The organism is Asticcacaulis sp. P2_C5 (assembly GCF_056404555.1).
On sequence record NZ_JBFUDU010000001.1, the window covers coordinates 214,493 to 236,826 of the forward strand.

The window sequence follows — 22,334 nt, forward strand, 5'->3', positions numbered from 1 at the left end:
GTCATGAAAACTGTCGTCATCATCCCCGCCCGCTACGAATCGAGCCGCTATCCCGGCAAGCCCCTGGTCATGCTGCGCGGCAAGGACGGGGTGTCGAAATCGCTGATCCAGAGATCCTGGGAAGCCGCCCAGGCGGTCAAGGGCGTCGATGCCGTCTATGTCGCCACCGACGACGAACGTATCCGCATCGCTTCGGAAGCCTTCGGCGCTCAGGTCATCATGACGTCAGACCAGTGCGCCAACGGCACCGAACGCTGCGCCGACGCCCTGCCGCACCTGCCGCATCCTTTCGATCTCTATGTCAATCTGCAGGGCGACGCGCCGCTGACCCCGGCCTGGTTCGTCGAGGACCTGATCGCCGCCATGCGCGACAATCACGAGGTCCAGATGGCGACCCCGGTCCTGCGTTGCGATCGCCAGACCTTCGCCAATTTCATCGAGGATCGGCAAAACGGCCGCGTCGGCGGCACCACGGCGGTGTTCGATGCGAAGATGAACGCGTTGTATTTCTCCAAGGAAGTTATACCCTATACGGGCGGGGTCATCGCGGAAGACGCCGTCATTCCGGTCTTCCATCACGTTGGGGTCTATGCTTACCGTGAGGCGGGGCTTCGCGCCTACCCGCGCTGGACGGCGGGTCCGCTGGAGCGCCATGAAGGCCTGGAACAGCTTCGCTTCCTCGAGAACGGTGTGCCCATCCGTTGTGTCGAGGTTGATGGCCGTGGTAAGGTATTTTGGGAATTGAACAATCCGGTCGATGTGGCCCGTATAGAAAGTGTCTTGCCATGATCAGAGCACAACATGTGAAAACACGCGTCATCGACGTCAACGGGATCAAGATCGGTGGCGACGAGCCGTTTGCCCTGATCGCCGGCCCGTGCCAGATCGAAAGCCTGGACCACGCCCTGATGATCGCCGAGAAGATCGCCGAAGCCTGTGCGCCGACGGGCACGAAATTCATCTACAAGTCCAGCTACGACAAGGCCAACCGGTCCAGCATCGGCACGGCGCGCGGCATCGGCATGGAAGAGGGACTGGATATCCTGGCCGCCGTGCGCGACAAGTTCGGCTGTCCGGTCCTGACCGACGTCCATGATGCGCATCAGTGCGAGCCGGTCGGCAAGATGGTCGACGTGCTGCAGATCCCGGCCTTCCTGTGCCGCCAGACCGACCTGTTGCTGGCGGCCGGCGCCACCGGCCGGGCGATCAATGTCAAGAAGGGGCAATTTTTGGCGCCGTGGGACATGGCCAATGTCGCCAAGAAGATTGCTTCGACGGGCAATGAGCGCATCATCCTGTGCGATCGCGGCACGTCGTTCGGCTACAACACCCTGGTGACCGATTTCCGCGGCCTGCCGACCATGGCCCAGACAGGCTATCCGGTTATGTTCGACGCCACCCACAGCGTCCAGCAGCCGGGCGGCATGGGCACGACCAGCGGCGGCCAGCGCGAATTCGCGCCTGTCCTGGCGCGGGCGGCCTGCGCCATCGGCGTGTCGGCGGTGTTTATCGAAACGCATCAGGACCCGGACAATGCGCCGTCCGACGGCCCGAACATGATCCGCATCGAGGAGATGTGCGAACTGATCGGCGTGCTGCGGACCTTTGACGACCTGGCCAAGGGCAAGCCATCGGTGACCTATGCCACGACTTCGGCCAAGGCCGTCGAAGCGGCGGAGTGATGGACATGATGCGGCTGTTCAGGCGGTAACGGTCGTTTTAGGTATCCACAGATTACACCGATTACACAGATTTTAGCGCTGTGCTTTATGCATCGCGGTCGCGTTCGTCTGCTTTCGATCGCAAAGCGATCATTTCCGGCAAATCCACTTACCGCTTCTCGGTCAAGCCACTGAAAAATCTGTGTAATCTGTGTAATCTGTGGATTCAATCCTTCGGAGCTGATCGCCATCACCGATGTTCCCGGACGATGGCGTTACTTTTCCAGAAACGCCTTGAAGGCCTCGGCATAGTCCGGGTGCCAACGTGACAGGGGCGGGCGGTTCTGGATAATGTCGAGCGATGCCCACGCCATGCGCTTTTCATCCAGTTCCCGCGACACATCATTGTCCGGGCACAGGATGTAGAAGTCGCCGCGCTCCAGACTTTGCAGCATGAAGTCGACCGTCTGCTCCGCCGTCCAGGCGCCATCGGGTTTTTCGGTACGCCCGCGCGACGTCATACCCGTCCAGACAAATCCCGGGATCAGCAGATGCGCCGTGACCGCCGGATTGGCGCCGTTACGCAGTTCGTGCTGCAGGGCTTCGGTATAGACCTTCACGGCTGCCTTTGAGACATTGTAGGCCGGATTGCCGGGCGGCGTGGTGATGCCCTGCTTGGAGCCGGTATTGATGACCAGACCGGGCTTACCGCTTTTGATCATCGCCGGCACAAAGGCCTGGCAGCCATGGACGACGCCCCACATATTGGTGTCGATGATCTGGCGCCAATTGTCCGCGTCAAGCACCGAACTGTCGGGGCCGATGGCGGCATTGTTCATCAGGACGGAGATGTCCGTGTACGCCTCGGCGAGCTCCAACATCGCGTCGCGATCGCCAACATCTGCGTCGATGGTCAGGATGCTGGAACCGGTGAAATCCGTGGCTGCGTTGTCCCGGTTTTCCGCAAGGGTACGGAGTGCCGTCGACAATGCCGCTTGATCGCGATCGACAATAATGATGTCCAACCCGATTGCAGCAAAACGCTTGGCGGCGGCCAGGCCTATGCCAGAGGCCGCGCCGGTGATCAGCGCCCTATTGCCGGGTTTCAAGGCAGGATGGGACATGACGAAGCTCCGATTTCAGGCGTCCGAAGTGTGGTCCGTGAATAATTCTCCGCCGGCCGGTGACCAGCGCAGCTCCAGATGTTCGAGCCGGGCGAAGTTTTCGAACAACTGACCCAGGCGATGAAGGGCTGCCGGCTCGGTTCGAATCGAGAACTGACAGGCGCCGTCATCGGGTTCTTTTTCGTAGAGACGCGTCAGGAATTGCACGGCGCAATGGCCGGTATGGTCGATCGTATAGAAACTGAGCCGGAAATGACGGTGCTGCCGCTCTGCCGCATCGTCGGACCCGTATTCATAGACATGGCGGTCATCGGCCTGGCGGGGGAAGGCGAGCAGGGCGCGCCCCAGTTCGGACAGGTCTTCGACGTTGCAATAGATCTCGACGCAGCCGCTGAACAGACCGTTGCCGCCGGCGAACTCCAGATTGAGCGCATACGGCTCCTCATAGGGAAATCGCCGGACTCTGAGCCAGGATGGTGTCATGTTAGCTGGCTAACTCAGAACGGTGAATCCGGCAATACCGACTTCAGCGGATTAAACGCCTGCGAACAGGCGTAGGGCTCGAGCTCCTTCCAATCCCCGTCGGCCATCACCTTGTAAAGGGCGCGAGAGCCGTTCTCGTCCTTGACCAGACTAGCGAATGTAGCCCCCGACAGACCGAAGGTGAAGGTCGTGAAACGTGGTGGTTCGGGTGTATTGGGGTTGTGCGAGCCCGAGACAGCCGGTTGGGCGCCGTCAAACACCACATTGTCGAGTGTAACGTGCAAAGGGTGCTGCTCGTCATAGCCTCGAAACACCACCAGGCCGCCGCCGAATTTAGCGCTGCCGGTATAGTGGAAATTGTTGATCGCGATATCGGCAAAATCGGGGATCAGGGTTCCCGTCTTGTCGCTATAGGCGGTGTCGAGCACAATCGGATTGCGCATATTGCGCATGCAGACGCCGTCGAACAGGACGCGGGTCACCTTGCCGCCGCGCGACGAGTCCGATTTGACGCGCAAACCGTTGCCGCCGGTACTATCCATGCCGTCCATGACGAGGTCGGTGACGACGATATTGTCCATGCCGGAGTCTGTTTCCGAACCCAGCGACATGCCGTGACCGTAGTAGAAGTAGTTGCGGGCATAGGTGTGGTTTTGCGACGGCCGGCTGCCCTTCGACTTGATGGCGACATTGTCGTCACCGGTCGAGATATAGCTGTAGGCCAGCAGGACGTTCGACGATTGCGCCGGGTCGAAGCCGTCGGTATTCTTGACGGTTTCGGGCGTGAAGCAGGTCGCCGGGGTCAGTTTGTCGGGTGTGGTGCCTTCGGGGCAGGCGTAGTCGGGCCTGGTGTAGAAGGCCGTGGGGGTGAGGATCTTGATCCCCCAGGCGGTGATGCCGGTCATGTTCTGCGGCACGATATGGAAGTTGGGGCTGTTGACGAAGGTCAGCCTGTACAGGGTGAAGTTGCTGCCGCCATCGATCTGGACCAGGCGGAAATTGTGCTGGGTCAGGCCCTGTTTCGATTGATAGGCTACGTCCCACCATGAGCGCTTGCCGGCATTGGGGCCGCTGAGCAGCAGGGAGCCGCCCTGGCCGTCGATGCGGCCTTCGCCCATCAGGCCGGAATCGACCAGGTCGGCGCCTTCGATCAGCGAACGGCAGGATTTGACACTGACGGTGTTGGCGGTGCCGCAATCTCCCGGGCCCTTGTCATAGTCGGCCGGATCGCGTGAGGCGTAAAGGGTGGCGCCCTTGTCGATCCACAGAATGACCTTGGATTTCAGGGTGATCGGACCGCTGAGGAAGGCGTCATTGCCGCTGGCGGCGACCAGCTTGACCGCGCCGGACGGGCAGGCGTCGATGGCCTGCTGGATACGGGCTGTGTCGGGATGGGTGTCGCCCTCGGCCTCGTGACTGGTCAGGGCGGCGGATTCGATATCGGCCGACAGAGTAGCGCAGATATGATGCGGATAGTCCGGCTCGCTGACCGTGCCCCACTGGGTCTTGACGGGCGCTTCGGCATAGGCGGCGAACGCCATGGTAACCGGTGTCATCAGCAGCAGTATCAGGAGGCGGCGTTTCATCTCTGTCTCGTTTTTATGGGAGTGGTTCCAGCATAGCCGAGGTGAGTGGGCTTGGCTAGATAGGCAAAAGAAAGGGGTGGAACCGCAGATTTCGCAGATTGGCGCAGATTTTTCGGAGCCCTCACGAAAAAGGATTCATGGACGCCGATCTCCATTAAAGATCGCTTTGCGATCGAAAAACCGGTCCTATAAAAGCGTAAACATCAAAATATGTCTCTGAAAAATCTGCGTCATGGCGGTCCAAAGGCTATACCTTTGGACTCGGCATACTGTCGAAATCTGCGGTTCCCGTTCGATCTTCAACATGGCGGCTATTTCGTGCCACAGGCGTGAAAAAGCAATGTGCCGTGATCCCGCTGGGCGATATGGATTTACACGATTTACATAGCGGCGCGTGCTTGAGATATGCTGGCTGGGCCGTTAAAGGTTGGGCCGGAAACAGGGAAAACGCCGAATGGCCAATGTCGAGCTGCGGGGACTGGAGAAGGCCTTCGGGACGCAGACCGTCCTGAAGGGCGTCGACCTCGCCATACCCGACGGCGAATTCGTCGTTGTGGTCGGGCCATCGGGCTGCGGCAAGTCGACCCTCCTGCGCCTGATTGCCGGCCTGGAGCCGCCGACCGCCGGCGATATCCTGATCGAGGGCAAGAGCGCGCTAAACGACACGCCGGCCCAGCGCGGCGTCGCCATGGTCTTCCAGTCCTACGCCCTGTATCCGCATCTCAATGTCTTCGACAATATGGCGTTCGGCCTGCGCATGGCCAAGATGGCCGAGAGCGATATCAAGCTCGCGGTGGCCAAGGCGGCCAAGTTGTTGGGTATTGCCGACCTGCTGGACCGCCGGCCGCGCGAACTGTCGGGCGGTCAGAGGCAAAGGGTGGCCATCGGTCGCGCCATTGTGCGCCAACCGCGCCTGTTTCTGCTGGATGAGCCCTTGTCGAACCTCGATGCCGGGCTGCGCGTCCATATGCGCCACGAATTCGCCCGGCTGCATCGCGAACTGGCCACGACCCTGATCTATGTCACCCACGATCAGGTCGAGGCCATGACCCTGGCCGACCGGATCGTGGTGTTGAATGCCGGCGGCGTCGAGCAGATCGGCACGCCGACCCAGGTCTACGAAGCGCCGCGCAACCTGTTTGTCGCCGGGTTTCTGGGCTCGCCGCGGATGAACCTGATTCAGGGCGAGGTCGCCGCCATTACCGCCAAGGGTGTCCGCGTCAAGCTGGTCAGCGGGGACACCGTCGTTGCGGCCGTGGCGCCAGGTGGGGCACGGGCCGGAGATCGCGTGACCCTGGGGGTGCGGCCGGAATCGCTGTCATTGCAGGCGACAGGCAATACTCTGGCGGCCACGGTCGACGTCGTCGAAACCCTGGGCAGCGCGCGGGCGGTCTATGCCATGATGCCGCGGGTCGAGGCGCCGGTCTGCGCCATCCTGCCGGCCGGGAACAACTCGCGCCACGGAGATGTGGTGGCGCTGCGTTTCGATCCGGTGGATGCCTATCTGTTCAATGCTGCGGGTGAAGCGTTTGTACGTGGTGGCGCGGCTGAGGCGGCGGCGTAGGGGCTTATCGGCACTTGGTGAGCGCGCGGTTGCGTAAGCAAAAGTTTAACCACGGATGACACGGATGCTGCTTCGCAGCCACACGGATGTATGGTCGGAAGATGTAAGAATTTTGCCGCGAAAAGCGCGAAAAGCGCGAAAAGGGTGCGGCCGAAAATTCTGCGCGCAGCGCCTTCAAATCGTATGACGGCTTGCAAGGGGACTGCCCTTCGGGCGTAGAAAGTCGCTTACTTTTTCGCGCTTTTCGCGCTTTTCGCGGCAAAATTCTTTCTAAATGCTTTCCCGCACCCTAACGATGTAAGCGTTTGCAGCTCCGCCTCTTCCGCGCTATGACAACGGAAAAGGGAAACATCCATGAGCGACACAAACCGGTTGATCAAGACCGTGACCATTATCGGTGGCGGCACCGCCGGATGGATGACCGCGGCGCTGCTGTCGAAGCTGCTGCTGGGCCGGTTCGAGATCAATCTGGTCGAGTCCGAAGAGATCGGGACCATCGGCGTCGGTGAGGCGACCATCCCGGCGATCAAGGTCTTCAACCAGTTTCTCGACCTCGATGAGACCGAGTTCCTCAAAGCCACCCAGGGCACGTTCAAGCTGGGGATCGAGTTCGTCAACTGGCGCGAAAAGCCGGCCCAAGGCCATCACAGCTATATCCACGGCTTCGGCAAGATCGGCAGCGACCTGATGTGGTTGCACACCCATCAATTCTGGCTGAAAATGTTCCCCAAGGGCGGATTCAAGGACTTCGATCACTATGCGCTGAATACCCTGGCGGCGCGGCGCAATCGCTTTCGCCCGCGCCGGCCGGGAGAAGGGCCGCCCATGGCCGATTTCGACTATGCCTACCACTTCGACGCCTCGCTCTATGCCCGCTATCTGCGCGGTCAGGCCGAAGGGCGCGGGGTCAAGCGCATCGAAGGCCGGATCACCAAGGTCGATCTGCGCGCCGAAGACGGCTTTATCGACAAGGTGGCGCTGAACGACGGCCGCGAGGTCGGCGGCGATCTGTTTGTCGACTGTTCGGGCATGCGCGGCCTGCTGATCGGCGATGCCCTGGGCGTCGGTTACGAGGACTGGGACGCCTGGCTGCTCAACGACCGCGCCTGGGCCGTGCCGTGCGAAAGTGCTGCCGTTCTCACTCCCTATACGCGCTCGACGGCGCACGGTTCCGGCTGGCAATGGCGCATTCCTCTGCAGCACCGCACCGGCAATGGCCACGTTTTTTCCAGCCAGCATATGGCCGATGACGAGGCGGCGGCAATCCTGCTCAACAATCTCGACGGCAAGGCCCTGGCCGATCCGCGCTTGGTCAAGTTCCGTCCTGGTAAGCGCCATCGCGCCTTCGAGAAGAACTGCGTCGCCATCGGCCTGTCGAGCGGCTTCTTGGAACCGCTGGAATCGACCAGCATCCACCTGATCCAGACGGGGATTCTGCGCCTGCTGGCCCTGTTCCCCGGCAATGCCTTTGATGCCCGCGATATCGCCGAATACAATGCCCAGACCGATTTCGAATATCGCGATATCCGCGACTTTATCGTGGCCCACTACAAGGTGACCGACCGCGAAGATACGCCCTATTGGGCCTATCTGAAACATATGGACGTGCCGGACAGCCTGGCCCAGCGGCTCGATCTCAGCCGGTCGTCGGCGCGGTTCTTCAAGCATTCGGCGGCCGAACTGTTCCACGAGGAAAGCTGGGTCCAGGTTCTGCTGGGCCAGGGGTTACGGCCGCAGTATGATCCGATGGTCGACATGATTCCGGAAGAACAGATCGCCGGCTATCTGCGCGACATCGAAGAGGTGATCGACGAATACGCTAACAGCCTGCCGCTGCACGGTGACTATATCGCGCAAAACTGCAAAGCGCCGCCGTTGAAGGTCATGGCCTGACTTAAATCACCCCCGCTATTTGACTGCCGTAAGCGCGTAGCAGGTAAGATGGTGTGCAACTCCAGGCGTGGCAGAAGCTGTTGATGTGGAAGTCATTATACGGCGCCGTGCGTGGATTGTCCGGCGAATAGGCTTCCCAGAAGGTGTCGGCGCCGGCCTTCAGCATGCCGCCCCAATAGGCACGCATCATGGCCAGCCCCTCGGCTGCGCAACCGGCGATGAACAGGGCCTCGCAGACATAGTGGTTAAGGTATGGTGTGCCCGGCCGGATCGTGACCGGGTCCTTCAGGGCGTTGCGCAAAGCCGTCGCCTGCTGGGCTTTGGTGCCGACCCCGGCAATCGTCATCCACGCCTGTGAGGCCAGAGACACCTGACGCTTTGGGCCGCTGACGAAGACCTTGGCTTTCGTGTCGTAGAAGGTCGCCAGGGCGGCCTTTTCCATGGCAGCAATGCGCGCGGCATAGGTCGCGACATCGGCTGTTCGTCCCAGGGTTTTGGCCAGTTCGGCGACACGTTTCAGGCCGTAGATATAGATGGCCTGCATGGCGGCGGCGTGATCGAGCGCCGGCTGCCAGTCGACAAATACCCAGATGCCGTCGGGAATGACGAAGACATCGGCGGCTATGTATTGCCGCAGGACCTCCATCTGGCGCAGGGCGGTCGGCCACAGCTGGACGCCGGTCTCGATATCGCCCGACGCCTTGACATAGTCGGCCAGGGTGACGGCGAAAAAGACGGCATAGTCGTGCGGGAAATCGCCCGCGCGCATCGGCTTGGGCTGTTCGAAGACGTCGCCGGGCAACAGCCCGTCGGCGCGCGGAAAGGCGGCCAGCAGATACAGGCAGCGCTTGACCAGGTCGTGATTGGGCATTGTGACATAGCTGGTCAGCGCCTGCAGGCGCAGATCGCCCGTCCACAGGCGCTGGTCGCGGCGGGGACCGTCTTCGAACACCGTCTGCATGCAGTCGCGCAAGGTCGCGGCCGCCACGGTATCCATGTGTTTCAGGTCGTCGGGAAAACGTTCGGGCAGGGGCGGCAAGCTGCCCTTCGCCGAGGTCAGGGCGTGGGCCTGGACGTTGCGGAAGCTGACGCCGAAGCTCGACGAGGTATCGATGACCTCGATCTTGACGAAGCGAAAAGCGTAGCGGCGCGGCAGACGGACGGACTGCGGCAGATAGTCGATCGTCACCACCTCTTCGGGCAGCCACGATTCCGACAGCCAGCCCTTATAGGGATGCAGAGGCTCGGCGACGTCACTTATCACCTCGCCGAAGATGAGCCGCAGCCGCGCCGGAGCGTCGACATTGGGACCGACGCCCAGCAGGTCGAACGACAGGTGGCCGGTGCGATGGCCGTCAAAATCTATGATACAGCTATCGCCCTTGTGCAGGACCAGGGCATCCGCGTCGGGTGCGCCGGCGGGCATGATCTGCCAGCCCAGGGGATGGGTCGGGTCCGCTATCGGCGTGATCAGCCCGAGCGGCGCCTGAAGGGTTTCACTGAGCGTCGGCTTGCACGCCTCGGCTTTGGCCAGGAAATCGGTGTTGGTCGGGCCGAACTGCGTCGCCGTCTTGACCGAGGTCGAGTCGTCCGCCCGGGCGGTCGTGAGACCCAGACTGGTGAAAGCCAGCAGACTGCCGGTCATGCGCAGGAGGTTGCGTCGGTTCATCTTGGTCCCTGATTTTTTATCGGCGTCTTTCTGGGGTGGCGCGGATATTCAGGGTAGGCTTGCCGCCATATATAAGCAATCCGGTGCTGAGACTGTGCAATATTTGGACGTCTCGGAGCCGATATTTTTAACCGCAGATTTCGCCGATTGACGCAGATTTTTCAGAGCACAGTTGGGTTCGATGGAGTTTGATCGCGCGGAAATCCTTAGACGTCGGCAGCCCCACCGGCGCTGCGAAACAGGCTGTGAAAAATCTGCGTTAATCAGCGAAATCTGCGGTTTATATCTTTACGGCTGCTGCGCGGCGGCGTTCATCGCCTGCAAGGACGATTGGAAGCGGTCCGGCGAGTCGAGCATAACCACCGCCACGGCCCCGTTCTGGGTCTGGGTCACCACCAGCATGCCCATGACCGGCACGCCGCCCTTGGTCGCCTGGAAACCGACCTGCGCCATGCGGCCCGACGGATCATCGAGATAGCCCATGACCTGCGGCTGGCCGTCGAAGAACGGGATCAGCTTCATGTAAAAATCACGCGATTGCTGCGGCACCGGCGTGCTGCCCGCCAAACTGGCGCGATAGACATGGCCAGCCTGCGACTGCAAAGGCGTCATGCCCTGAGGTGCGCCCGAGATGGCCGGCGTCGTCCCCGTTGGCCCGCCGGTAGGCTGCATCGGTTGCGGATTCTGCGGGTTCGGGTTCTGAAAGGTCGGGTTTTGCGGATTGGGATTTTGCGGCACGGCGCCTGGCCAGGCCGCCGGCTGCCGTCCGTCGGGATTGTTCATATAGGGCGCCGGCGCCTGGGCGTAGGGATCGTTCTGCGCCATCTGCTGCGCGTTCTGGCCGTTGCGCGCGGCAGGTCCGCCGGGCCGGCCACAGGCGCTGAGGCACAGGATGGCGGCGGCACAGGTGAGAAGCATCAATTTCGACATGGTCATATCCCCTCTGTATACGTCAGGCGTCCGCCACGCCGTCGCCATCGACGTCGTGATCGGGGTTGGTTGCATTGGGTGCGGCGGCTGCAGCGCTGTCGACCGAAGCGACAGCATGGTCGGCTGCGGTATTGCCATAGACCTCGGCGGCGCCTTCCATGCCATGGGCGGCGAAATCAGCGCTGTCGACGGCAGCCTGATGGGCCATGTCGTGCTGGTCGACGGCCTCGTCGATCTCGTGCTGGTCGGTTTCGGCCTCATGGATCTCGCTGTCGGCATCGCCGCCCAGTTCCTCGACTTCGCGCATTTCATATTCGGCCGCTTCGGCGCGATCGTGGGCCGTGGCCCAGTCGCCGTCCTTCATCGCCTCGTCCTGCTCCTTCTGCAGGGTCTCGAAGTCCTCGCGGTTTTCGTCGGCCTTCTCGGTGCGGCCGATCAGGGCGTCGGCATCGTCCTGCGACATCTCGGGATTGGCTTCGAGCGCTTCGAGGACGTCGTCGCGACCCTCTTCGGACAGGTTGGCGATTTCGACGCGAAAGGTTTCCGTCAGGGCTTCGGCTTCGGGCATGGGTGTCTCCGCAGGTCTGGGTTCGCGGCGGTCAATGCCGCCTTCATGATGTTCAGCGTGGGATTGGCGGAGAATGGCGCGCGCCCCCAAAAATAATTATTCCGGCGTGCTGTCCGTTCCATCGGCCGCATGATCACCCGCGTTGTCGCTCGATGTGTCGGGCGTGTCCGGCGTGTCGTCGTGCGTCATGTAAGGATTGAGCGGAGCCTCATCCGCCGCCTTGGCCGGCGGCGATTCGTCGTGCGTTACCGCGTCGGCCGATGACGTGCCATGTGTCGTGCCGTGATCGGGCTCGGCGGTGGTGGTGGCTGTGCTTTGGGCGGTTGTCTGGGCCGAGCTGGAAGCCGCCGCCTGGATCGTTTGAGCGATGACGGACGATCGGCCGCGCCCCTCGTCGCGGCCGTCGCCTGTCAGTCCCTCGGCTTCGACGACGTCGTCGGACGCGCCGTCGATGACCACCTCAGCTGTCGGTGGTGTCGGAGACATGGTCATCGACATGATCCGGCGTGTGAACCGACGTATGATCGTCGACATGGTCAGTGGCGTGGTCTGGGGCCGTATCCGTACCAGCGTCATGGACGTCGTCGGCGGAGGCTTCAACCACGGCGTCATGGACATTATGGACCATGTCCGACACGCGACCGGCCAGGTCGTGCAGAGGGTTCGCCATTTGCGCGCCGGCCGCCTCGACCTGGGGCGGCAGGTTGGGTGCGGGCCCGAAATCGATGCCGCTGTGCTGGACAACGTCCTGGGCGTGGCGCGCAATGTCGCCGAAGGTCGAGTGCGTGAAGCTGTCGGCTTCCACGACGTCGTCGGCGGGGGCGGCTTCGATTATGGTGTTGGGATCTATATCGGGCATGGGTCAGCTCCTTCGGTCAGTCGTCCAGGGTGTCTGGCGGTGGTGCGGGTGGAGACGGTGGCGGGGTTACGCTTAAAATCGTACCGCAGGCCGTATTGGGGCAACGAATCTTCGCCTCGCTGCGTCCGGCCAGCGCGGCTTTCAGTACGCGCAGAGGCCGGCTGCAGGCGACGCATTCGATGCGCACCGAATTGTCCTCCTGCTCGGTCGCCAGGCGCTCGATACGCGCCGATTTCGGCGGCGCCGGGCGGACTTCCAGCACCTTGCGGCAGTCGGGATTGGGGCAGCGCACCTTGATCGCGTCGGTCTCGTTGGGAAAGCGCGTGCGGTCGAAACGCAGCGGCTCGGCGCAGGCGATACAGGTCAGCCGGCAGAGGTTGTCATTGATTGGCGGCGTGTCCGTAATAGGCGCGGGAACGGGTTTGGGTTTCCCGGCCTCGATCCAGTGTTCGATAACGCGGCGCCAGGCCTGAAAGTCGCTTGTGGCGGCGAATTCGGCCTGGAGGTGCAGGCGGCGGCCGAGGAAGGGCTGGTTGCCCAGGGCGATTTCGGCGATCTGGCGGGCTCCCCCCAGGCTGTCGGCGACCTGGCGTTCCAACGCCTCCATGTTCAGCCGCTTGATCACCGGAAAGGACTTCATCGTCCACTGGACGGTGACGCGGCGGACGATATCGGCGCTGCCGACGACCAGGGCCCCGGCGCGGTCGGCGGTGATCTGCGACTGGCGCGACCACGCCATTAGCGGCGCGTCGATGGCGCTTTCGACGATCTTGGCCGGGTTGATGAATTGCATGACCCCGTCGCCCATGATGGTGCGCTGGGAACTGTGGCCGCTCATGAAGCGCGACACCGTGTTCCACAGGGCGTGACCGGCGGCGACGTGGCCCATCTCACGGCCGAGCAGGTAGAGAATCTCGCTCTCGCCGAAATTGAGCAGGACCGAGCCCAGGACGATAAAGGCGCCGTTTTCGTCGCCGAGCGTCGTGCAATCCCACATCTGCTCGCCGGACACGTAGATTTCCGGCATGTGGTTGAGGCCCAATATGCGCGCCGCCAGTATGCCCTGGTTGAAGATCTCCGGCATCTGGTCGGGGCCGAGGCGGATGCCGTTGACGGCGGCCTCCAGCATGGGTCGGCCGAAGCGTTGCGACACGGCCTGGGCGGCGGCATTGACCGGGCCGGAATTGCGCAGGGCACGCATGGCGGCTGCATCCATGTCCCACATGACATAGTCGATCGGCAGATGATAGTCGGACCCGAGCGGTCGCAGCCAGCGGCAGTGCGCGCAATAGTCTTGCTGAGCCGGCAGCCGTGAGCCGTCGCCGCAGGCCTGGCAACGGTGGACCTGGAATGGTGCGACGTAGGCGGGTGCGGCATAGTTTGGCGCAACCGGGGACGCGGCGTCAGTGGCCACGCCGCATCCACCGCAAAAGCGTTCTCCGGCCAGGATGGAATGGCCGCAGTGGCTGCAGAAACGAGCGGAAGAGGGTGAGGGGGCGCCGGTCATGCGACCTCGCTGACGGATGTGGTGACAGGGGCGCTGGCCCAGGCGGCAATCGCGCGGCCAAAGGCGGATGACAGCCGCATCTGGGTGAGTTTGAGGTCGATGACGGCCACACCCAGCAGGCACAGTACAGCGGCCGCGCCGAGGTCGGTAAAGGGACCGGCGACGATCAGGGCGACCATCAACCCGATCGCGGCCGCCAGACACCACCAGGTCGCGGCGGTGGCGCGCAGGCCGTGACGGACCTCGATGATCGAGCCGCCCTTGCCGTTACCCGAAATCGTGACCGTCCAGTCGTGCAGGACGGGCAGGGCCATCAGACGTGACGGTCTGTCTGCGTGACCCCCGGACAGGTTGCGGAAGTCCAGGCTTTCCAGGGCCTGCGCAGTTCGGGCAGCGGCGACATCACGCGGCGCATCGCTTTCGGTCCGGGTCGCTTTCCAGTATACGCTGCCGTCGGACATGGTCAGGATTTCCTCACGGTGGCGGGCGTACGAAAGGGTGCGGCCAGATCGCGGTTTTCGACGACCCGATCGACGCCATAGGCCCGGTTGAGCGTGCGGATAATGATGCATGACGACCGCCACGGCCCGAGCGGCGCCACGGCCCGCCACAGCCGGCGTTCCAGCAGGGTGGCCTGGAAGCGGGCCGTCAGGGCGTGGATCAGCGGGGCGGCGTAGAATACGGCCATCAGAGTAACCAGCAGACCGGTCAGATCAGGGAAGGCTTCGATTTGCAGACAGATGGCCAGACCAGCGGCGCAACTGGCAATGAGCATGACGTAGTAGAGCCAGCCGAAACGCATGCCGAAGCGGATCGAAACCTCGCTTGCGGATCCGGTTTCGGTGACGGCGATGCGCCATTCCTGGATCGTCGGCAGCCACAGGAACCAGCCGGTACGCTGCCAGGATTCCTCGTCGTGGCGCCGGAAGCCGCAGGCCAGGGCCGCCTGCTCGACGCAGGCCTTGGTTCGGGCAGGATCAGCCTCAACCTCGGCGATCACCGTCTTCCAGTAGCTGTCGAACCGATCTGACATGACGGTTACAGGCGATCAAGCAGTTCAGCGCGGCGCTTGTCGAACTCGGCCTCGCTGATCAGGCCCTTGTCCTTCAGCGCTGCCAGCTTTTCGATTCGCGCCACGATATCGTCGCTGTCCGAGGGCTGGGCGGGAACCGGGTCAGGCGCGGGCGTAAACACCTGAGGCGTGAAGGATGGGGCCGCGGCGGTCGGCAGGGGCGTGACATTGGAGGGTGCAGCTTGCGGGGCTGGCTGTTGGACGGGCGGGAGCGCAGCCGGCGTCGCCGGAGTCAGAAGTCGTTTTTGCAGGTCCGCCGCCAGGCGATTGGGCATGCCGATGGCGTAGTCGTAGGCGGCCCAGCCTATCGCGACCACCGATAGGAGCGGCGCTAACGGCCCGATCGACATGGTCAGGAACAGGATGTTGAACGCGCCGGCGGCGACCAGTATGCCGAGCATCAGGAAGGTCGAATTCCAGTCGACCTTGATGCCGTAGACGATGCGGCTGCTGGTTGGGCCCGTTGGCTTCACGCTTACCTGGCAACGAAAGCAGATCGGATTGCCGATGCTTTTTTTGTTCAAGGTGGCGGTCAGGCCGTGAGGCGGGGTCTGGCTGTCGATCTGGCCCTGCATCGCCTGTAGCGCCTGGACGACATGATGGAAGGCCCATTCCGGCGCCATCTGGACATCGGCCGCCTTATCCGTCGCCAGCGGCTGCAGGCCGCTCGAACTGTTAAAGCGCGGCGGCTGCGGCGGCGGGATATAGGCCGGCTGGGCGGGCGTGGCCGCCTGGGCCGCGGAAAGGGCGGTGCCGCAGCTGGCGCAGAAGCGGGTGCCGGCGCGGTTGGCGGCGCCGCAGGCTGGATTGCTGCATAGGGATTGCGGTGTGGTGTCCGGGTTGATCTGGTTCATGGCGGCTCTCAGTTGATGATGATGGCCTGGCGCCAGACGGCGGCGACCTGGTCGAAGGGCACGGGCTGGGTGAATTGGGCCATGGGGTCGTTGATATGGACCAGGGCAATGGGACCTTGCGGTGTCTGCTGGAACGACATGCCGCGCGCCACGACGACATGGCCCATGCCGCCACCGGCTTCGATGCCGATTACCACTGCGTGGCCCTGTTTCAGCGTGCGGTACAGGGTCATGGCGTCGGTCGGCGCGGCATAGGAAGAGGTCCGTCCGCCGAACTGCTGAACCAGACGCTGGACCTGCTGCAGCGAGCCGGTGGTGACGCAGCGCGGATCCTGCTGAACGCAACAGATCTCGGCCGGCGCCTCGTTGGCGGTTGCGACCAGGGCGCATTGCGATGGCGTCTGCGCCTTGCCGCGGCTGGCGGCGATGATCTGCTGCGACACGGCGGCCCAGCACCACACCTTGGTCTCCTGGCTGATATTCTCGATCGGCAGGTCGACCGGGGCCATGCCGTAGGGAATGCCGCCGTCGGTCTGGGCGAACTGGGTTTCAGGGTCTTGCGGCGTCAGGCGCGACTCCGGATCCGTCATTTCGGGCGTCATCATCTGCTGCATCGGCTGCATGATCTGGTCGCGCATGTCCTCCATCTGGGCATTGAACGCGGCCTGTTGCGCCAAGGACAGGCACAGGGGCAGGGCAGCGATCACCAGATAACGCCATGGCCCAAGCGCGGGGTGACCGCCCATGAGGCTGAAACCGGATTTGGGAAATATGGACATATCGACCCCGCCGTAGCTGCGGTCGGACATAACCGCTTCAACAGGATCAGCGTGGCGGTGGCGCAAAACGGATCATGGGCAGATCAAATTTCTTTTGATGGATGCGCGACAGACCGAGTGAGGCTCGCTTTTTCTTCGACAAAAGCGGGGAAACGTGATGTAAATCAATACGCAACGACAGAGTTCGACGCCGCAGGGACGGTGACATGCCGGAAGAACCGCAGACGCTCGTATTGATGGGACGGTGGCGCGAAGGCCAGCCGCAGGCCCGCGACCAGCTGCTGAGCCGTCTCTATCCCGAACTCAGCCAGATCGCCGCCGCCCGCCTGCGCAAGGAATATGCCTCGTCCCTGTCGACCGGTGACCTGATCAACGATGTGGTTCTGCGCCTGATGCAGGTCGAACGGATCGACGTCACCGACCGCGCCCACCTGATCGCCCTGGCCTCGCGCATGATGCGCAACATCCTGATCGACTATGCCCGCCAGAAACAAAGCGACAAACGCCACCACCACAAGGTCGAACTGACCACCCGCATCGAAGGCGAACAACGCCTTGACCTGAATTCGCTCGAAACCGCGCTAATACGTCTGAAGGGCATAGATCCCGCCCTGATGGAACTGGTGGAAATGCGATATTTCGGCGGAATGACGATAGAAGACATAGCGGTGGTAAGCGGCCTTTCGGAAGCCACGGTCAAGCGGCGCTGGGCCACGGCGCGCGCCTGGCTGACCGACGCGCTGATGAATCCGGTGGACCATGCCTGAGCCCTCGTCCCTGGAGGTCGAGCGCGAAGCCCTGGTACTTTTTGAACAGCTGCTCGATATCGAAGACACGGAGCGTGCCGCCTGGATCGAAGCCCAGACCCTTGACCGGCCGCGCCTGCGCGACCGCCTGCTGGCCCTGGCCCAGGCGGATTCGCTGATCAGCCTGAAAACCGGGGCGGCCGTCGAAAGCGTAGAACCCGAGGACGAGCCCGACCATATCGGCGCCTATCGCCTGACCGGCCTGATCGGGCGCGGCGGCATGGGTTCGGTCTATCGCGGCGAACGCATGACCGGCGACTTCACCCACGTCGTCGCGGTCAAGATCGTCAAGCGGGGCCTGTTGTCGCAATCCCTGGTCGGGCGGTTCGAACGTGAACGCCAGATGCTGGCGCAACTGGCCCATCCCCACATCGCCCAGCTTTACGATGGCGGCGCCATGCCCGACGGCTCGCCCTTTATCGTCATGGAATATGTCGACGGTGTGCCGCTGTTGCAGTGGGTAGCCGAACACGCCGCACCGCTGGACCGCCGTCTGGGCGTGTTCGAGGACATGTGCCGCGCCGTCGCCTTTGCCCATGGTCACCTGATCGTCCATCGCGACCTGACGCCGTCCAATATCCTGGTCACCCGCGACGGCGTGGTCAAGTTGATCGACTTCGGTATTGCCCGCCCGGCCGACGAACTGGGCTCGGGCGGCCATTCCCGCGCCACGGCCAGCCTTAGCCTTACGCCAGGCTATGCGGCGCCGGAACGGCTGACCAGTACGGAAGTCACCACCGCGGCCGATATCTATTCCCTGGGCCGGCTGCTCGACAAGCTGATCGAGGATGCCGAAGACAAGCAACCCGAACTGGAAGCTATTGTGACCCGCGCCACCGCCCATGCGGCGGCCGAGCGCTACCCAACGGTCGACGCCCTGCGCAGCGACGTCGCGGCGTGGCGCGCCGGCCGGCCGGTGTCTGCCTTCGGCGGCGGTCGCGCCTATGTCTTCGCCAAATTCGTCCGCCGCAACCGCTATGCCGTCGGTGCGGCCTGCGCCGCGGGCGTCGCCGTCATCGTCGCCTTCGGCCTGGTCCTGATGGCCAATCATCGCGCGGAACTGGCGCGCGCCGAGGCGGAACGGCGCTTCACCGAGACGCGCGCCATCGCCACGACCCTGTTATTCGACGTCTATGACGAGGTCAGCAAGGTCCAGGGCGCGACAAAGGCGCGCGAAATCCTGGCCAGGACCGGCGTCGACTACCTCGAAAAACTGGCCGACGACCGCAAGGCGCCGGTCGATGTCCGCATCGAAGCCGGCAAGGGCTTTATCCGTTTGTCACAGGTGGTGGGCGGTGGCCAGGAGGGCACGCTGGGCCGGTACAAGGACGCCACGGCCCTGCTCAACCGCGGCGAGGCGGTGCTGAAGGCCGTCCATGACGAGAACCCGGGCAATGCCGATGCGGCCGCGGCCTATGCCGGGCTTCTGGTCGAACAGTCGGGCAATAATCTCTATAATGACAGCGATCCGGCCAAGGCCCGCGCCCAGGCGATTGCCGCCGAGGCGATCCTGAAGGACCGGGCGGCAACCCATCCGAAACTGGCCAATACCTATATCCAGGCGATCCAGGCCGAGGGCGATTCCTGGGCATGGGACGACGATTACGTCAAGGCGCGCGACGTGCTGCAGCGCGCCGACGCCTTCTACAAGAGCCTGAGGCCGGAACTGCAGTCGGACCTGACCGTGCTGGGCGGGCGCAGTTCATCGCTGCGGCTGCTGGGTGAGGCCTATCACAAGACGAAAAATGTCGAGTTGGCGCGTTCCACCCTGGCGCAGAATGTCGTGGTCAACCGCGAGCGCGTGCGGCGTGATCCCAACAACCCCAAGGCCTTGCGTGGCCTGATCCTGGGGCTGCGCTACAGTGGCATCGTCCACCGCACCAATATGCGCGACGCCGAGGCTCGAGCAGCCATTTCGGAGTCCTACAGCCTGGCCAGCCAATGGCATCAGCGCGACCCGGCCGATGTCGGCGCGCTCGAACTGGTTTCGGCGACGGGCGATGTCTATGCCCAGGTCCTGACCGACCTGAAGCAGTATGACGCAGCGGAGAAGGTCAGCGACGAAGTCATCGCTGTCCAGCGCCGCCGTGTTGAACTGGCCGGCGACGCGCCGTTTGCCCTGCGCAGCCTGGCGGCGACCCTGATGACACGTGGCGGCAATTTTTATAATGCCGGCCGCTATGACAAGGCGTGCGAGGCCTGGGTGCAGACGCGTGACAGCTATGCGCTGCTCGACAAACGCGGCCAGTTGACGAAGAGTGACCGCGACAACGGCTATGCCGAGGTAAAGGACTTCCTGGCCAGGGCATGCCACCCGCCGCATGACGGCTTGGGGGATGATGTGTGACGGTTCGAGCACGTCCAGCCTGGAACGGGTAAAGACTGAAATTGACAAGCGCATCAATCTGGGCTTTGATTATGTTTCATAACAAATATATTGCCAGGCCGACCGTGCATGTTCGGTTTATCGCGTCCAATAGGACAGGGAGACCTCATGAGACATCGACATCGCTACATCGCGGTCGCCGCCATCGGTTTGGCGACGAGCCTGGCCATCGCTACCGGGGCGCTCGCCCAGGCCTCTTCTTCGGCCATATGCGCGTCCTTTGCCGGCCAGGCGATCGCTTTCGAAGATCATAGTGTCCGCCTGGTTTCAAGCGTCGCGGTTGCGGAGGGTACACCTTTCAGCGTCGCAGCCGGGCCCGGTGTGAGCATACCCGTCAACCTGCCGGCGCACTGTGACGTGACCGGGGTCTTGCAGGAACGCAAGGGGATCGACGGTCAGGCCTATGCCATACATTTCCATATGCGCCTGCCGGTTAACTGGAACCATCGCTTCCTGTTCCAGGGCGGCGGCGGCACCGACGGTGACGTCGGCAATGCGCTTGGCGTGTTGCCGGGAGGACAGCCGGCCATTAACCTGGGTTTCGCCGTCGTCAGTCAGGATGCCGGACACGACAACGCGACCAACAGCGATCCCGCGAAAAACGGTCAGGCGGCCTTTGGTTTCGATCCCCAGGCGCGGCGGGATTACGGACGCACCTCCCTGAAGGCGGTCGCCGACGCGGCCAAAGACGTGATCAAAGCCTTCTACGGCCAGGCCGCGCAATACAGCTATTTCCTGGGCTGTTCCAAAGGCGGCCAGGAGGGCATGGTCTTCGCCCAGGACTATCCTGACGAATTTGACGGAATTGTCGCGGCGGCTCCGGGCTTTGCCCTGCCGCGCGCCGCCGTTGCAGAAGCCTGGGACGTTCAGGCCTTCGGCAAGCTGGTCAGGGTACCGGGTTCCGAAGGCTTCAGCTTCACGGCCCTGTCCGGCGCCTTCTCGTCTTCCGATCTCGATCTGGTCCGCAACGCCATTCTCGACGCCTGCGACGACAAGGACGGCCTGAAGGACGGCATCGTGGCGGACTATCCGGCCTGCACCGACGAAGCAGTCCTGCCCCGGTTGCAGGCGCTGGTATGCGACGACGTCAAGACCGCCACCTGTCTGTCGAAGGACCAGGTCACGGCCCTGATAGACTCGCATAAGGGCCCAAGGGACAGCGCCGGACATGCGCTTTATGCCGGCTGGTTCTGGCCGGCCGGCATCGCCGGCGAAGACTGGAGACTATGGAAAATCGGCTTGAGCAATGGCCAGTTGCCGGCCCTCAACCTCATTCTGGGCGGACCGGCCCTGGCCTCGATCTTCATGACACCACCGACAGCCCTGGGGCCCAACCCGCAGGCCATGGTCGACTATCTGACGCGGTTCGATTTCGACACCGACGCGCCGAAAGTCTATGCCATTGCGGCGCCTTACAGCCATTCCGCCTGGGATGACATCAGCGCGCGGTCACCGGATCTGTCGGCCTTTCGCAAGCGCGGCGGCAAGATGATCGTACCACACGGCGATTCCGACCCTGTCTTTTCGCTCAAGGATACGCTGGACTGGTATGGCCAGGTCGATGCGCTGAACAACGGCGCGGCCGCGAGCTTCGTCCGGGTATTCCCGGTCCCGGGCCTTTGCCATTGCGGCGGCGGGCAGGCGACGGACGGCTATGACGCTTTTAGCGCCTTGGTGGCCTGGGTCGAGCAGGGAACAGCGCCCGACTATCTCGTTGGAACCGCCTCACCTGCCATGCCATGGCCCGGGCGCCAGCGCCCGATCTGCGCCTATCCGAAGATTGCGCGCTACGACGGCAAGGGCGATGCGGAAAAACTCACCAGCTTCGTCTGCACCTGATTGGACACGGCGCCGCTTCGCAAGTTCAGCCGGTAGACCGTGTGGTGATCAGGCGGGGATGGTCAGGCGGGCTTCGAGGGCGGTGAAGTCGACGGCGCCTTCGCCGTCGCTGCAGCGCAGGAAGAGCTCGTGATCCGTCTCCGCGACGCGCATGCCGGCATTGCCCAGCCAGGCCTGGGTAACATCGGCGCCGGCGATCTGGCTGCGCCAGATGTTCCAGACCTTCAGGGTCAGCTTGCGGCGCGGTGCGGGCTTGAACCGGACCTGCACCGCCTCGGGGGCCGTGTCAGCCCAGATCAGCATCTGGGCGGCTTCGACGTCATTGATCACGAAAGTGCCGCCAAAGGTCTTAAGCGCCAGGCCCTGAACGGGTGACGAAGCGGACTTCAAAAGCTGCAGGGTCAGGGCGGCGGGGGCGGGGATTTCATAAAAAGCGTAAAGGGGTTCGTCTTCCCAATCGATGCGCCAGGCTTGCGCCGCCGCGAACATGTCGGCCAGTGTCGTTGTCATCGGGAATCCTGAAGGGGTGGCGCGGCCGGGAGCGGTGTGATCCCTGATGTCGGTGTGAAGCGCCCGGCCTGTCACCGTAGAAGGTGATGAGGTCGAAGGCAAGGACCGCATCGACGGGGCCGGGTGCGGGCGATGGCGAGATCGCATGCCGATCAGGTCCGAAGCCAACACATATCGACGCAATCGTATCGAATAAAGATTACTTTACCGCCATACACTTATCCATATTACGCAGTTGATGTAC

21 protein-coding genes are annotated in these 22,334 nt (G+C 63.0%); 7 read left to right on the plus strand and 14 right to left on the minus strand.

Annotation, left to right across the window (positions count from 1 at the left end):
- The first annotated feature begins 3 nt into the window (after nucleotides 1-3).
- Complete coding sequence (locus AC1DXO_RS00850) at nucleotides 4-789, plus strand: 3-deoxy-manno-octulosonate cytidylyltransferase (protein WP_476976184.1); 786 nt, start codon at nucleotides 4-6, stop codon at nucleotides 787-789.
- Nucleotides 786-1,682 (plus strand): 3-deoxy-8-phosphooctulonate synthase, encoded by an 897-nt coding sequence (kdsA, locus tag AC1DXO_RS00855; protein WP_476976185.1) that lies wholly within the window; start codon nucleotides 786-788, stop codon nucleotides 1,680-1,682. Before AC1DXO_RS00850 ends, kdsA begins: the two co-directional genes overlap by 4 nt.
- A gap of 254 nt (nucleotides 1,683-1,936) precedes the next feature.
- Here the strand turns inward: kdsA and AC1DXO_RS00860 are convergent, their stop codons facing one another.
- The 3 genes from AC1DXO_RS00860 to AC1DXO_RS00870 are packed head-to-tail and all read right to left on the minus strand — an operon-like array spanning nucleotide 1,937 to nucleotide 4,854.
- Complete coding sequence (locus AC1DXO_RS00860; protein ID WP_476976186.1) at nucleotides 1,937-2,785, minus strand: SDR family NAD(P)-dependent oxidoreductase; 849 nt, start codon at nucleotides 2,783-2,785, stop codon at nucleotides 1,937-1,939.
- Nucleotides 2,786-2,800: 15 nt separating this feature from the next.
- On the minus strand, nucleotides 2,801-3,268 hold the full coding sequence (locus AC1DXO_RS00865) for a hypothetical protein (protein ID WP_476976187.1): 468 nt from the start codon (nucleotides 3,266-3,268) through the stop codon (nucleotides 2,801-2,803).
- Between the two features lie 14 nt (nucleotides 3,269-3,282).
- Entirely contained in the window at nucleotides 3,283-4,854 is a 1,572-nt protein-coding gene (locus AC1DXO_RS00870) for a glycoside hydrolase family 28 protein (RefSeq protein ID WP_476976188.1), read from the minus strand.
- Nucleotides 4,855-5,308: 454 nt separating this feature from the next.
- Between AC1DXO_RS00870 and AC1DXO_RS00875 the strand changes: the two genes are divergently transcribed.
- Nucleotides 5,309-6,418: an ABC transporter ATP-binding protein gene (locus tag AC1DXO_RS00875; RefSeq protein WP_476976189.1), complete on the plus strand. Its 1,110-nt coding sequence runs from the start codon at nucleotides 5,309-5,311 to the stop codon at nucleotides 6,416-6,418.
- 354 nt (nucleotides 6,419-6,772) lie between these two features.
- Nucleotides 6,773-8,311, plus strand: coding sequence for a tryptophan halogenase family protein (locus tag AC1DXO_RS00880; RefSeq protein ID WP_476976190.1), 1,539 nt, complete (start codon nucleotides 6,773-6,775; stop codon nucleotides 8,309-8,311).
- Between the two features lies 1 nt (nucleotide 8,312).
- Here the strand turns inward: AC1DXO_RS00880 and AC1DXO_RS00885 are convergent, their stop codons facing one another.
- The 10 genes from AC1DXO_RS00885 to AC1DXO_RS00930 form a co-directional block, all read right to left on the minus strand.
- Entirely contained in the window at nucleotides 8,313-9,980 is a 1,668-nt protein-coding gene (locus AC1DXO_RS00885) for an alpha-L-rhamnosidase-related protein (protein ID WP_476976191.1), read from the minus strand.
- Nucleotides 9,981-10,268: 288 nt separating this feature from the next.
- Nucleotides 10,269-10,910, minus strand: coding sequence for a hypothetical protein (locus AC1DXO_RS00890; protein WP_476976192.1), 642 nt, complete (start codon nucleotides 10,908-10,910; stop codon nucleotides 10,269-10,271).
- Between the two features lie 22 nt (nucleotides 10,911-10,932).
- Nucleotides 10,933-11,478, minus strand: coding sequence for a hypothetical protein (locus AC1DXO_RS00895; RefSeq protein ID WP_476976193.1), 546 nt, complete (start codon nucleotides 11,476-11,478; stop codon nucleotides 10,933-10,935).
- Between the two features lie 96 nt (nucleotides 11,479-11,574).
- The gene (locus AC1DXO_RS00900) at nucleotides 11,575-11,970 is read right to left on the minus strand and encodes a hypothetical protein (protein WP_476976194.1); all 396 of its coding nucleotides are present in this window, start codon (nucleotides 11,968-11,970) and stop codon (nucleotides 11,575-11,577) included.
- Nucleotides 11,939-12,337, minus strand: a complete 399-nt coding sequence (locus AC1DXO_RS00905) for a hypothetical protein (protein ID WP_476976195.1) — start codon at nucleotides 12,335-12,337, stop codon at nucleotides 11,939-11,941. Before AC1DXO_RS00905 ends, AC1DXO_RS00900 begins: the two co-directional genes overlap by 32 nt.
- 16 nt (nucleotides 12,338-12,353) lie before the next feature.
- A complete protein-coding gene (locus tag AC1DXO_RS00910; RefSeq protein WP_476976196.1) occupies nucleotides 12,354-13,751 on the minus strand; it encodes a M48 family metallopeptidase in 1,398 nt (465 codons plus the stop codon).
- An 89-nt stretch (nucleotides 13,752-13,840) separates the two neighbouring features.
- Nucleotides 13,841-14,305 (minus strand): hypothetical protein, encoded by a 465-nt coding sequence (locus AC1DXO_RS00915; RefSeq protein WP_476976197.1) that lies wholly within the window; start codon nucleotides 14,303-14,305, stop codon nucleotides 13,841-13,843.
- A gap of 2 nt (nucleotides 14,306-14,307) precedes the next feature.
- Nucleotides 14,308-14,877: a hypothetical protein gene (locus AC1DXO_RS00920; RefSeq protein WP_476976198.1), complete on the minus strand. Its 570-nt coding sequence runs from the start codon at nucleotides 14,875-14,877 to the stop codon at nucleotides 14,308-14,310.
- A 5-nt stretch (nucleotides 14,878-14,882) separates the two neighbouring features.
- Nucleotides 14,883-15,770, minus strand: coding sequence for an SHOCT domain-containing protein (locus AC1DXO_RS00925; protein WP_476976199.1), 888 nt, complete (start codon nucleotides 15,768-15,770; stop codon nucleotides 14,883-14,885).
- An 8-nt stretch (nucleotides 15,771-15,778) separates the two neighbouring features.
- Nucleotides 15,779-16,579 carry a papain-like cysteine protease family protein gene (locus AC1DXO_RS00930; protein ID WP_476976200.1) on the minus strand — a complete coding sequence of 267 codons (801 nt, stop codon included), beginning with the start codon at nucleotides 16,577-16,579 and terminating at the stop codon, nucleotides 15,779-15,781.
- 176 nt (nucleotides 16,580-16,755) lie between these two features.
- Here AC1DXO_RS00930 and AC1DXO_RS00935 point away from each other — a divergent pair, with 176 nt between their 5' ends.
- The 3 genes from AC1DXO_RS00935 (at nucleotide 16,756) to AC1DXO_RS00945 (ending at nucleotide 21,580) form a co-directional block, all read left to right on the plus strand.
- On the plus strand, nucleotides 16,756-17,316 hold the full coding sequence (locus AC1DXO_RS00935; protein ID WP_476976201.1) for an ECF-type sigma factor: 561 nt from the start codon (nucleotides 16,756-16,758) through the stop codon (nucleotides 17,314-17,316).
- A complete protein-coding gene (locus AC1DXO_RS00940) occupies nucleotides 17,309-19,702 on the plus strand; it encodes a serine/threonine-protein kinase (protein WP_476976202.1) in 2,394 nt (797 codons plus the stop codon). Before AC1DXO_RS00935 ends, AC1DXO_RS00940 begins: the two co-directional genes overlap by 8 nt.
- 147 nt (nucleotides 19,703-19,849) lie before the next feature.
- Complete coding sequence (locus tag AC1DXO_RS00945; protein WP_476976203.1) at nucleotides 19,850-21,580, plus strand: tannase/feruloyl esterase family alpha/beta hydrolase; 1,731 nt, start codon at nucleotides 19,850-19,852, stop codon at nucleotides 21,578-21,580.
- A gap of 48 nt (nucleotides 21,581-21,628) precedes the next feature.
- On the opposite strand, the gene AC1DXO_RS00950 is transcribed toward AC1DXO_RS00945, so the two are convergent.
- On the minus strand, nucleotides 21,629-22,090 hold the full coding sequence (locus AC1DXO_RS00950; RefSeq protein ID WP_476976204.1) for a hypothetical protein: 462 nt from the start codon (nucleotides 22,088-22,090) through the stop codon (nucleotides 21,629-21,631).
- Nucleotides 22,091-22,334: the final 244 nt, after the last annotated feature.

Coding starts and splice junctions, on each gene's coding strand:
- AC1DXO_RS00850 (WP_476976184.1), top strand. CDS start 4: ATGAAAACTGTCGTCATCATCCCCGCCCGCTACGAATCGAGCCGCTAT.
- kdsA (WP_476976185.1), top strand. CDS start 786: ATGATCAGAGCACAACATGTGAAAACACGCGTCATCGACGTCAACGGG.
- AC1DXO_RS00860 (WP_476976186.1), bottom strand. CDS start 2,785: ATGTCCCATCCTGCCTTGAAACCCGGCAATAGGGCGCTGATCACCGGC.
- AC1DXO_RS00865 (WP_476976187.1), bottom strand. CDS start 3,268: ATGACACCATCCTGGCTCAGAGTCCGGCGATTTCCCTATGAGGAGCCG.
- AC1DXO_RS00870 (WP_476976188.1), bottom strand. CDS start 4,854: ATGAAACGCCGCCTCCTGATACTGCTGCTGATGACACCGGTTACCATG.
- AC1DXO_RS00875 (WP_476976189.1), top strand. CDS start 5,309: ATGGCCAATGTCGAGCTGCGGGGACTGGAGAAGGCCTTCGGGACGCAG.
- AC1DXO_RS00880 (WP_476976190.1), top strand. CDS start 6,773: ATGAGCGACACAAACCGGTTGATCAAGACCGTGACCATTATCGGTGGC.
- AC1DXO_RS00885 (WP_476976191.1), bottom strand. CDS start 9,980: ATGAACCGACGCAACCTCCTGCGCATGACCGGCAGTCTGCTGGCTTTC.
- AC1DXO_RS00890 (WP_476976192.1), bottom strand. CDS start 10,910: ATGTCGAAATTGATGCTTCTCACCTGTGCCGCCGCCATCCTGTGCCTC.
- AC1DXO_RS00895 (WP_476976193.1), bottom strand. CDS start 11,478: ATGCCCGAAGCCGAAGCCCTGACGGAAACCTTTCGCGTCGAAATCGCC.
- AC1DXO_RS00900 (WP_476976194.1), bottom strand. CDS start 11,970: ATGACCATGTCTCCGACACCACCGACAGCTGAGGTGGTCATCGACGGC.
- AC1DXO_RS00905 (WP_476976195.1), bottom strand. CDS start 12,337: ATGCCCGATATAGATCCCAACACCATAATCGAAGCCGCCCCCGCCGAC.
- AC1DXO_RS00915 (WP_476976197.1), bottom strand. CDS start 14,305: ATGTCCGACGGCAGCGTATACTGGAAAGCGACCCGGACCGAAAGCGAT.
- AC1DXO_RS00920 (WP_476976198.1), bottom strand. CDS start 14,877: ATGTCAGATCGGTTCGACAGCTACTGGAAGACGGTGATCGCCGAGGTT.
- AC1DXO_RS00925 (WP_476976199.1), bottom strand. CDS start 15,770: ATGAACCAGATCAACCCGGACACCACACCGCAATCCCTATGCAGCAAT.
- AC1DXO_RS00930 (WP_476976200.1), bottom strand. CDS start 16,579: ATGTCCGACCGCAGCTACGGCGGGGTCGATATGTCCATATTTCCCAAA.
- AC1DXO_RS00935 (WP_476976201.1), top strand. CDS start 16,756: ATGCCGGAAGAACCGCAGACGCTCGTATTGATGGGACGGTGGCGCGAA.
- AC1DXO_RS00940 (WP_476976202.1), top strand. CDS start 17,309: ATGCCTGAGCCCTCGTCCCTGGAGGTCGAGCGCGAAGCCCTGGTACTT.
- AC1DXO_RS00945 (WP_476976203.1), top strand. CDS start 19,850: ATGAGACATCGACATCGCTACATCGCGGTCGCCGCCATCGGTTTGGCG.
- AC1DXO_RS00950 (WP_476976204.1), bottom strand. CDS start 22,090: ATGACAACGACACTGGCCGACATGTTCGCGGCGGCGCAAGCCTGGCGC.